Origin of the sequence: Nocardia sp. NPDC051832, from assembly GCF_040681285.1 — a bacterium.
Taxonomy (GTDB): Bacteria; Actinomycetota; Actinomycetes; order Mycobacteriales; family Mycobacteriaceae; genus Nocardia.
Map to the genome: position 1 here is coordinate 26,266 of NZ_JBFAYL010000008.1, position 9,984 is coordinate 36,249.

Consider the following 9,984-nt stretch of genomic DNA (forward strand, 5'->3'; position numbering starts at 1 on the left):
CGCGGCTGACTCGCCGCTGCTTTAGTCCCGGCTAGCATTCATCGGATGAGTGGCGCCGGCGATCCACTGGAAAACGACCACGTCAAGCGACCGCCGAATGCTGATCGCGGCGAACTGAAGGAATTCGAGCGGCCCGTGCATCCGGTGGCGGACCGCAGATCCGTCAACAAGCCGGTGTATTTCACGGCGGCGGGCCTCGTTCTCGCTTTCGCGATCTGGGCGCTCGCCGCGCCGGAGAGCGCCGAGACCGTCGTGGGCGAGGTCAAAACCTTTATCTCGACCTGGTTCGGCTGGTGGTATTTCATTCTCGCGACGGCGATCGTCGGGCTGGTCGTGTTCATCGGGGCGAGCCGGTACGGGCGCTACCGGCTGGGGCCGGAGGAGTCGCGTCCGGAATACAGCATTTTCACGTGGACGGCGATGCTGTTCGGCGCGGGGATCGGGATCGACCTGATGTTCTTCTCGGTCGCCGAACCCGTCTACAACTACCTGCACCCGCCCACCGGCCCGGCGGGCACCAACGAGGCGGCGCGGCAGGCGGTCACCTGGACGCTGTTCCACTACGGCGTGTCCGGCTGGGCGATGTACGCGCTGATGGGCAGCGCGCTCGGCTACTTCGCGTTCCGGCACAATCTGCCGCTCACCATCCGGGCGGCGCTCTACCCGATCTTCGGCAAGCGGGTGCACGGCCGGTGGGGTGACGCGATCGACGTCGCCGCGGTGCTGGGCACCATCTTCGGCGTCGCCACCTCGCTGGGCATCGGCATCGTGCAGCTCAACTACGGCCTGCACGAGATGTTCGGGATCCCGCAGGGCAAGGCGGCGCAGATCGGGCTCATCGCGCTGTCGGTGATCGTCACGACGATCTCGGCGCTGTCGGGCGTCGACAAGGGTATCCGGCGGTTGTCGGAGGCCAACGTCATCCTCGCGATCGGGTTGCTGATCTACATTCTGCTGGCGGGCCGGTCGGACTTCCTGCTCAACGGACTCGTGCAGAACGCCGGCGACTACTTCTCGACCTTCCTGGATCGGACGCTGGACACCTTCGCCTGGGAACGCAATCCGGAGACGCCCAATCAGCCGACCACCTGGCTCGACACCTGGACGTTGTTCTTCTGGGCCTGGTGGGTGGCCTGGGCGCCGTTCGTCGGGCTGTTCCTCGCGCGCATCTCGCGCGGGCGCACCCTGCGGCAATTCATCTTCGGCGTCCTGGTGGTGCCGTTCAGTTTCATGCTGATGTGGATCTCGGTCTTCGGCAACAGTGCGCTCGAAATCGCCCGGAACGACAAGGAATTCGCCGAAGCGACGGCCGCGCACCCCGAGGTCGGCTTCTATTCGATGCTCGAGCAGTATCCCGGCGGGGCGCTGCTGCTCGGCATCGCAACCATCACCGGTCTGCTGTTCTATGTGACGAGCGCGGACTCGGGTTCGCTCGTGATGGGCAACTTCACCTCGCGGCTGCCCGATCCGATGGCCGACTGCGCGCGCGGCACGCGCATCTCCTGGTCGTTCGCCATCGGGCTGCTCACGCTGTCGATGTTGTTCGCCGGCGCGGGCGGGTCCATCACGACCTTGCAGAACGCCACCATCATCATGGGGCTGCCGTTCTCGTTCATCCTCGCCCTCATCGCCGCCGCGCTGCTGCGCTCGGTGCATCACGAGTCCTACAAGCTCGACAGCTATCGCACGTCGCTGCCGAAAGCCATCGCGGCCGGGCGCGGGCAATCCGGCGAGAGCTGGCGCCGCCGGCTGCTCGGCACCATGTACTACCCCGGGCCGGCGGCGACGCGGAAGTTCATCGCGAACACCGTCATTCCCGCGATGCGGGACGTCACCACCGAGTTCGGCCGGATGGGCGTCACCGCGACCATCAACGATTCCGGCGACAACGAGGGGCTGCCGTCACCGCGGCTGATCGTCGACCAGGCCAGCGAACCCCGATTCGACTACGGCGTCTGGCCGGTGTCCGCGCCGACTCCGACCTATGCGGTGCTCGCGCAACGCTCGGGCGACCGGTATTTCCGCTGCGAGGTGTATCTGGCGGAGGGCTCACAGGGCTACTCGCTGAACGGATACAGCCGGGAGCAGATCATCGGCGACATTCTCGACCAATACGAACGACATCTCGGCTATCTGCACCTGCGGCGCTCGGAGCACGACCAGTACGAGTACGAGCCCGACTCGGGCAACGTCAGCGATCCGGAAGGGACCCCCGCGCATGAGTAGGACGCTCTACATCGATGGCGCCTGGCGCGCCGCCGAGTCCGGTGGAACTCGCGAAATACGATGTCCCGCAGACAATTCACTGGTGGGCATCGTCGCCGAGGCGGACGCGGCCGACACCGTGGCCGCCATCGCCGCGGCCCGCCGCGCCTTCGACGGCGGTCCGTGGCGGGCTACCTCCGCCGAAGAGCGCGGGGACCTGCTGCTGGCGGTCGCCGGCGCGATCGAGACCCGGCGCGACGAGTTCGTCCGCGCCGAGACCCTCGACACCGGTAAGCGGCCGTACGAGTCCGATATCGATATGACCGACATCGCCAACTGCTTCCGGTATTTCGGCAAGCTGGCGACTCAGGACGCGGGCCGGGTCGTCGATGCCGGCTCCCCCGACGTCGACTCGCGGATCGTCTACGAACCGGTCGGCGTCTGCGGACTGATCACCCCCTGGAACTACCCCCTGTTGCAGGCCGCATGGAAAGTCGCACCGGCGTTGGCCGCAGGCAACACCTTCGTCCTCAAACCAGCTGAGCTGACGCCGCACACCGCGATCCTGCTGCTGTCGGTGCTGCACGAGCTCGAGCTGCCGCCGGGTGTGGCCAACCTCGTGCTCGGCGCGGGCGCCACCGCGGGCGCGCCGCTCTCGGCGCACCCTGACGTCGACCTCGTCTCCTTCACCGGCGGCCTCGCCACCGGCAAGGTCATCGCGCGCGAAGCGGCGGCGACGGTCAAGAAGATCGCGCTGGAGCTCGGCGGCAAGAACCCGAATGTCGTCTTCGCCGACGCCTGCGACACCGCGGAAGGCCTGGCCGCCGCGGTCGACAACGCCCTGAACGCGGCGTTCCTGCATTCCGGGCAGGTGTGTTCGGCGGGTGCGCGGCTCGTCATCGAGGAGTCGGCCCACGATCGCTTCGTCGACGAACTGGTGCGGCGGGCCGAGCGGATCCGGCTCGGGCGGCCCTTCGCCGAGGGCACCGAGACCGCTCCGCTGATCTCCGCCGCGCACCGGGACAAGGTGCACGCCTACGTCGAACAGGCGCGCGCGGAAGGCGCTGTCATCCGCACCGGCGGCCGCTTCGCCACCGGGGATCAGGGCTCCGGCAGTCTGGACGACGGCTGGTTCTACCTGCCGACCGTGATCGACGGCGCCACCCGCGAGATGGCCTGCGTGCACGACGAGGCGTTCGGGCCGACCGTCACGGTCGAGACCTTCCGCACCGAGGACGAAGCCGTCGCCATCGCCAACGACACCGAATACGGTCTCGCCGGCGCGGTGTGGTCCGCCGATGCCGCCCGCGCCCGCCGCGTCGGCGCCCGGATCCGTTGCGGCACTTTGTGGATCAACGACTTCGGGCCGTATCTGCCGCAGGCCGAGTGGGGCGGATTCGGTCGCTCCGGAGTCGGCCGCGAGCTCGGGCCGTCCGGTCTGCACGAGTATCGCGAGCCCAAGCACGTCTACGAGAATCTCCGGCCGGGCGTCACCGGCTGGTTCGCCGAATCCAGCGCTGAAGGGAGCCAGAGTGTCTGACTACGACTTCGTGATCATCGGCGGCGGTTCCGCCGGGGCGGCCGTCGCGGCCCGGTTGTCGGAGGACCCGGCGGTGACGGTCTGTCTGCTGGAGGCCGGGCCGAGCGACGTCGGCGACGAGGCGATCCTGCGCCTGGACCGCTGGATGGAACTGCTCGAGTCGGGCTATGACTGGGATTATCCGATCGAGCCGCAGGAGAACGGCAATTCGTTCATGCGGCATGCCCGGGCGAAGGTGCTGGGCGGCTGCTCCTCGCACAACAGCTGCATCGCGTTCTGGGCCCCGCGCGAAGACCTCGACTCCTGGGAACGCAATCACGGCTGCGCCGGCTGGGGTTCGGACTCGGTGTACCGGCTCTATCCGCGGATCGAAACCAACGACGCCCCGGGCGATCACCACGGCCGCAGCGGCCCGGTCCACATTATGACGGTGCCGCCGAACGACCCGTGCGGCGTCGCCCTGCTGGACGCCTGCGAAGCCGTCGGCATTCCGCGCGCCGAGTTCAATTCGGGGCACACCGTCCACAACGGCGCCAACTTCTTTCAGATCAACCGCCGCGCCGACGGCGTCCGGGCCTCCTCGTCGGTGAGCTACCTGCACCCGAATTTGGACCGGCCCAATCTCACCGTGCGCACCGGCTCGTGGGTCAAGAAGATCGTGCTCGAGGGCGGGCGCGCGGTCGGCGTGGACCTCACCGACAACGCCTTCGGCCGCACCGTCCGGATCACCGCCGGGCGCGAGGTCATCCTGTCGGCCGGCGCCATCGACTCGCCGAAGCTGCTCATGCTGTCGGGTATCGGACCGGCGGATCACCTGCGGGAGAACGGGATCGACGTCCTGGTGGACTCCCCCGGCGTCGGCTCCCACCTACAGGACCATCCGGAGGGCGTGATCGGCTTCGAGACCAAGCGGCCGATGGTGCGCAGCTCGACGCAGTGGTGGGAGATCGGCATCTTCACCCCGACCGTCGACGGGCTGGACCGGCCCGACCTGATGATGCACTACGGCAGCGTGCCGTTCGATATGCACACGCTGCGCCAGGGGTACCCGACGGCCGAGAACACCTTCTGCCTCACGCCGAACGTCACCCAGGCCCGCTCGCGTGGCACCGTACGGCTGCGCTCCCGGGACTTCCGCGACAAGCCGCGGGTGGACCCGCGCTACTTCACCGATCCCGAGGGGCACGACCTGCGCGTGATGATCGCCGGCTTGCGCAAGGCACGCGAGATCGCCTCGGCGGCACCACTTTCCGAGTGGGTGGCACGCGAGCTGTACCCGGGTCCGGACACGAAATCCGACACCGAGCTGGCCGACTACATCCGCCGGACGCACAACACCGTGTATCACCCGGTGGGGACGGTACGGATGGGCGCCGCCGACGATCCGATGAGCCCGCTGGACCCACAGCTGCGGCTCAAGGGCGTCGAGGGCCTGCGCGTCGCCGACGCATCGGTGTTCCCCGAACACACGACGGTGAACCCGAACATCACCGTCATGCTGGTCGGCGAGCGCTGCGCCGAACTCGCTGCCGGGTAGCCCCGAACGCCAAGGCCCACAATGCCATCCACCGCGCCGGCCGACTGCCGGCGATCCACGGCGCTGATACGGTGGCCGGGAGGGATGGTGTGCGAGCGGAGGATGGATCGGGATGACCGAGGTTGACGAGACCAATCGCCTGTGGATCCGGCGGTTCGAACCGGTTGCGGATCCGCAGGTCCGGCTGGTGTGCCTGCCGCACGCGGGCGGGTCGGCGAGCTACTTCTTCTCGACGGCACGGGCGTTGGCGCCGCACTACGAGGTGCTGGCCGTGCAGTACCCGGGCCGTCAGGATCGCAGGCAGGAGCAGCCGTTCACCAGTGTCGACGAGCTCGCCGACGCGATTGCCGGGCAGCTGCTCGCGTGGACGGACCGTCCGTTGGCCATCTTCGGGCACAGTCTCGGCGCGGTCATCGGATACGAGGTCGCCCACCGGCTGCTCGACAGTGGTCGCGAGCCCACGACACTCCTCGTGTCCGGCCGCCGGGCGCCCTCGCGCACCCGGGTGGAGGACGTGCACACCCGCAGTGATCAAGGGCTCCTCGACGAGGTGGCGGCACTGGACGGCACCGATCCGCTCGCCCTCGCCGATCCCGACATGCGGCGGATGGTGCTCACCGCGCTGCGCGCGGACTACACGGCGGTGGAGAACTACCGCGACACCGCGCGAAAGCCGTTGCGGCTGCCGGTATACGCCCACATCGGCCTCGACGATCCGCGGGTGACGGTCGCCGAAGCGGAGAGCTGGGCGCAGCACACCACGGGCCGGTTCCAGCTGCACACCTACCCGGGCGGGCATTTCTACCTCAATGCCCAAGCCGCCGCGCTGACCGCGAATATCCGCCAGGCGCTTCGGGATACGCGGCCCGCGCCCTAAGTGGTCTCGGTGTCGAGCCAGTTCGCGACCGAGCGGGCGACGACTTCGGCGTGCTCCTCCAGCATGGTGAAATGGTTGCCGGGGGCGTCCACGACGGTGTGCGGGAATTCCCACGTGGTGTGCCAGTCCGCCCCCTGCGGCCACGGTCCGGTCGGCTCGCTCGCCCGCACCAGCAGCACCGGCGCCGCCACGTCGGCCGGCTTCCAGTCCGCCAGCAGCGGCGTCCACCAGGCGCCCGCGGTGACCCGGAAGTCGTCCATCGGGGTGTAGGCGCCCTCCCGTTCCAGGGTGCCCAGCATCAGCGCGTCGCTCCACGCCGCCATCACCGGACTGTCCGGCACGTAGCTGTCGATCAGCACCAGGCGCTCCGGGCCCGCGCCGAGATCTTCCAGCCTGCGGCAGATCTGGTTCGCCATCAGGCCGCCCGCGGAGTGGCCGACCAGGACGAACGGTTCGCCGTCGGTGCGGCGCAGGATCGCCTCGGCTTGCAGGCGCACACCCGCGTCCAGGGTCGCGGGCAGCAGCTCACCGGCGGCGTACCCGGGATTGGCCAGCGCGTGCACATCGCGCCGGCCGCGGAAGATCGCTGCGAACCGGGCGTACTCGTGCGCGCCGGACAGCGGCGAGAACGTGCAGCAGCAGATCAGTCCGGGTTTCGTCGCGCCCTCGGCGAGCCTGGTCAGCCGCGGCGTCCCGTCGAACTCGGCGGGGTCCTCGAACTTGGCCCGGAACTTGGCCAGCTCCACCAGGTTCATCGCGAATTCGGTCGCCCGGCCGAGCCGGTTCGCGTCCTGCCAGAGCCGGCCCAGCATGCCTCCGGATTGTGTTGTCGCGGTGAGCTTTCCGGTGAAAGCGTGCAGCAGATGCCGGGCGAGCTCGCTGGGTGTGGGGTGGTCGAAGGCCAGGCTGCTGGACAGCTCGAGTCCGGTGCTCCGGGCCAGCCGGTCGCGCAGCTCGACGGCGGCCAGCGAGCTCAGTCCGAGTTCCAGGAACTCACGATCGCGGTCGACCGCCGCCGCGCCGGCATGCCCGAGCACGACGGCCGTGTGCCGGCGCACCAGCTCGAGCAGCACCTGTTCGGGCGCGGCGGTATCGGCGAGGCGTTGCCGCAGCGCATCGGGTGTCTCGAGCTCGACCGGCGCGGGCGTGGGCGCTGAAACCCGCACCACCGCAGCGCCGTCCGGCCAGAACCTGCTCCGCTGAAACGCATAGGTCGGCAGGTCGACCCGCTGCCCACCGGCAAGCAGCCGCCGCCACTCCGGACCCGCGCCGCGCACGTGCAACTGGGCCAGCGCCGTCGGCACGGCCACGCGTTCGTCCCGATCGCGGCGCAGCACCGAGACGAACGCGGCGTCCGCGTCCGGCGGCACGCAATCGCGCCCCATCGCGGCGAGCACGGCGTCGGGCCCGAGTTCCACGAACGTGGACACACCGAGGCCGTGCAGGCGCTGGATGCCGTCGAGGAACCGCACCGGTTCCCGCACCTGCCGGACCCAGTACTCCGCGTCGTAGCCCTCGACGAGTGCGCCGGTCACGGTGGACACGATCGGAATCCGCGGCGCGGCGTAGGACAGGCTCGCCGCGACCTGGCCGTACTCCGGCAGCACAGCGTCCATCCGGGGCGAGTGGAAGGCGTGGGATACCCGCAGCCGCTTCGCCTTTCGACCATCGGCGAGCGCGAGTACCGCCTCCTCGTCGCCGGAGAGCACTACCGAATCGGGGCCGTTCACCGCCGCGATCGCGACCCCGTCCGTGAGCAGGGGCAGCAACTCCGCCTCCGCGGCTCGCACCGCCACCATCGCTCCCCCGGCGGGCAGCGCACCCATCAGCTGCCCGCGCGCGCCGACCAGCGCGCACGCGTCCGCCAGCGAGAGGACACCGGCGACATGCGCGGCGGCGAGCTCACCGATGGAGTGTCCGATCAGGAAATCCGGTGTGACGCCGAAACTCTCGACCAGCCGGAACAAGGCGACCTCGAACGCGAACAGGCCCGCCTGGGTGTACGCGGTCTCGTCGAGCCGACCGTCCCCGGCGAACAGCACCTCTTTCAGCGAGCCGTCGAAGTGCGCGCACACCTCGTCCAGGGCCGCGGCGAACACTGGGAACACGCCGTAGAGCTCGCGCCCCATCCCGGGGCGCTGCGCACCCTGCCCCGAGAACAGGAAGGCGACCCGGCCCGGCCGGACCATCCCGTCGACCAGACCGGTCGCGGACTCCCCGCGAGCCAGCGCGTCCAGTCCGGCCGCCCACCCCTCCCGGCTCTCGGCGACGACCGCGGCCCGATGTTCCAGCGTGGCACGGGAAGCGGCCAGCGAGTAGGCCAGGTCCAGGCCGGGCGTGCAGTCCACCAGCGGTCGCAGCCGCGCGGCCTGGGCCCGCAGCGCTTCCCGGCTGCGGGCCGAGAGCACCAGGGGGACCGGGAATCCGGGATCCGGCGGAGCCGCCGTGCGGGCCGGTTCCGCGGGCGGTGCTTGTTCGAGGATCACGTGCGCGTTGGTGCCGCTGATGCCCATCGAGGACACCGCGGCGCGGCGCGGTCTGCCGGTGTCCGGCCACGGCCGCGACTCGGCAGGCAGTTCGACCGCGCCCGCGGACCAGTCGACATGCGGGGACCGTTCGTCCAGGTGCAGGATGCCCGGCAGCCGCCCGTGCCGCATGGCCAGCACGGTGGCGATCACCCCGGCGACTCCGGCTGCCGTCTGGGTGTGCCCGATATAGGACTTCAGCGCACCGAGCAGCACCGGCCGTTCCCGGTCCTGCCCGTAGGTCGCCAGCAGCGCCTGCGCCTCGATCGGATCGCCGAGAGCGGTGCCGGTGCCGTGCGCCTCCACCAGATCCACCTCGGCCGCGGCCAGCCGGGCCGCGGCCAGCGCTTGCCGGATAACCCGTTGCTGCGCAAGCCCGTTGGGCGCGGACAGCCCGTTGGACGCACCGTCTTGGTTCACCGCGCTGCCGCGCACCACCGCCAGCACGGGATGGCCGAGCCGGCGTGCGTCGGAGAGCCGCTCCAGTACCAGCATGCCGGCGCCTTCGGACCAGCCGGTCCCGTCCGCGGCGGCGGAGAACGGTTTGCACCGGCCGTCCGCGGCGAGGCCGCCCTGCCGCGCGAATTCGACGAACAGTCCCGGTCCCGGCATCATCGCGACGCCGCCGGCCAGCGCCAGGGTGCATTCGGACCGGCGCAACGCGGTGCAGGCCAGGTGCAGGGCGGTCAGCGAGGAGGAGCACGCGGTGTCGATGGTGAGCGCGGGTCCTTCGAGGCCGAGTGCGTAGGCGATCCGGCCGGAGAGGACGCTGGCCGTGCTTCCGGTGAGCAGGAATCCGCCGACACCCGCGGGATCGGCGCTGACCAGGGTGTCCAGATAGCCGGAGTAGCCGCCGCCGACGAACACCCCGACCTGACTGCCCCGGACGCTGTCCGGCGCGATCCCGGCGCGTTCCAGCGCCTCCCAGGATCCTTCCAGCAGCAGCCGCTGCTGCGGGTCCATGGCGAGCGCCTCGCGCGGCGAGATCCCGAACAGCTCGGCGTCGAAGTCGGCTACGCCGCTGAGGAATCCGCCTTCCCGCGTGCCGTCGTACTCGCCGTCGATCACCCAGCCCCGGTCCGCGGGGAAGGGTGCGATGGCGTCGCGGCCGGCCAGCAGGAGCTGCCAGAGATCCTCCGGTGACGCGACCGCGCCGGGCAATCGGCAGCTCATCCCGACGATCGCGATGGGCTCACCGGCCGCGTCGGCGAGCCGCTTGTTCTCCTGCCGCAGCACGTCGTTGTCCAGCAGGGACGAACGCAACGCTTCGACCACTTCCTCGAAATCGGTGTTCACCGCA

5 protein-coding genes and 1 pseudogene are annotated in these 9,984 nt (G+C 70.0%); 4 read left to right on the forward strand and 2 right to left on the reverse strand.

The features are described from left to right. Positions 1-45 precede the first annotated feature (45 nt). The 4 genes from betT (at position 46) to AB0M14_RS35885 (ending at position 6,159) form a co-directional block, all read left to right on the forward strand. Positions 46-2,226 carry a choline BCCT transporter BetT gene (gene betT, locus AB0M14_RS35870; RefSeq protein ID WP_365004004.1) on the forward strand — a complete coding sequence of 727 codons (2,181 nt, stop codon included), beginning with the start codon at positions 46-48 and terminating at the stop codon, positions 2,224-2,226. After that, positions 2,219-3,745: an aldehyde dehydrogenase family protein gene (locus AB0M14_RS35875; protein WP_365004007.1), complete on the forward strand. Its 1,527-nt coding sequence runs from the start codon at positions 2,219-2,221 to the stop codon at positions 3,743-3,745. The genes betT and AB0M14_RS35875 overlap by 8 nt, the downstream gene beginning before the upstream one ends. Further along, on the forward strand, positions 3,738-5,282 hold the full coding sequence (locus tag AB0M14_RS35880; RefSeq protein ID WP_365004010.1) for a GMC family oxidoreductase N-terminal domain-containing protein: 1,545 nt from the start codon (positions 3,738-3,740) through the stop codon (positions 5,280-5,282). Before AB0M14_RS35875 ends, AB0M14_RS35880 begins: the two co-directional genes overlap by 8 nt. A gap of 112 nt (positions 5,283-5,394) precedes the next feature. Continuing rightward, positions 5,395-6,159, forward strand: a complete 765-nt coding sequence (locus AB0M14_RS35885; RefSeq protein WP_365004013.1) for an alpha/beta fold hydrolase — start codon at positions 5,395-5,397, stop codon at positions 6,157-6,159. Here the strand turns inward: AB0M14_RS35885 and AB0M14_RS35890 are convergent. Both AB0M14_RS35890 and AB0M14_RS35895 read right to left on the reverse strand, forming a co-directional pair. After that, the gene (locus tag AB0M14_RS35890) at positions 6,156-7,328 is read right to left on the reverse strand and encodes an alpha/beta fold hydrolase (RefSeq protein ID WP_365004333.1); all 1,173 of its coding nucleotides are present in this window, start codon (positions 7,326-7,328) and stop codon (positions 6,156-6,158) included. The genes AB0M14_RS35885 and AB0M14_RS35890 overlap by 4 nt on opposite strands. A gap of 15 nt (positions 7,329-7,343) precedes the next feature. Beyond that, a pseudogene (locus AB0M14_RS35895) lies at positions 7,344-9,980 on the reverse strand (type I polyketide synthase); the annotation flags it as partial. Positions 9,981-9,984: the final 4 nt, after the last annotated feature.

Excerpts from the sequence above, each read along its gene's own strand:
- AB0M14_RS35885 (WP_365004013.1), top strand. The coding sequence starts at position 5,395 with ATGACCGAGGTTGACGAGACCAATCGCCTGTGGATCCGGCGGTTCGAA.
- AB0M14_RS35875 (WP_365004007.1), top strand. The coding sequence starts at position 2,219 with ATGAGTAGGACGCTCTACATCGATGGCGCCTGGCGCGCCGCCGAGTCC.
- betT (WP_365004004.1), top strand. The coding sequence starts at position 46 with ATGAGTGGCGCCGGCGATCCACTGGAAAACGACCACGTCAAGCGACCG.